The 567-nt window shown below is 66.0% G+C and carries 1 protein-coding gene; it reads right to left on the bottom strand.

Features of this window, described 5'->3' with window-relative positions; genetic code table 11:
* Positions 1 to 42: 42 nt before the first annotated feature.
* A partial coding sequence (locus EOA27_RS39390; RefSeq protein WP_148669973.1) for an NAD-binding protein occupies positions 43 to 567 on the bottom strand: 525 nt, incomplete at its 5' end.

The raw sequence follows: 567 nt of genomic DNA, 5'->3' as shown, positions 1-567 counted from the left end.
CCGGCCTGCAATCCCTACTTGCTACTCCCTATTCGCTACTGGCTAGCCCACTTCGTGGGCCGCCATCCGCTCCAGCGCTCTCACCAGCGCCGAGTGGTCCTCCTTGGCGCCGCCATTGGCGGCGCAGGAATTGAAGAGCTGCTGCGTGGTCGAGGTGTTAGGTAGCGAGACGCCAAGCGCTTTCGCGCCTTCCAGCGCGAGGTTGAGGTCCTTCTGGTGCAACTCGATGCGGAAGCCAGGCGCGAAGGTGCGCTTGATCATGCGCTCGCCATGCACTTCGAGGATGCGCGAGGCGGCGAGCCCGCCCATCAGCGCCTGCCTGACTTTTGCAGGGTCGGCGCCGGCCTTCGAGGCAAAGACGAGGGCTTCGCCGACGGCTTCGATGGTGAGCGCCACCACGATCTGGTTGGCCACCTTGGTGGTCTGGCCAACGCCGTTCGGGCCGACGAGGGTGATGTTCTTGCCCATCTTCTCGAAGACCGGCCTGGCGCGTTCGAAGGCCTTTTCCCCGCCGCCGACCATGATGGTGAGCGAGGCGGCCTTGGCGCCGACCTCGCCGCCCGACAC

This window comes from Mesorhizobium sp. M2A.F.Ca.ET.037.01.1.1, from assembly GCF_003998075.1.
In the GTDB taxonomy this organism is placed as follows: Bacteria; Pseudomonadota; Alphaproteobacteria; order Rhizobiales; family Rhizobiaceae; genus Mesorhizobium.
Note: the sequence above shows the minus strand (reverse complement) of the source record. Positions and strands in the feature narration are given on the sequence as shown.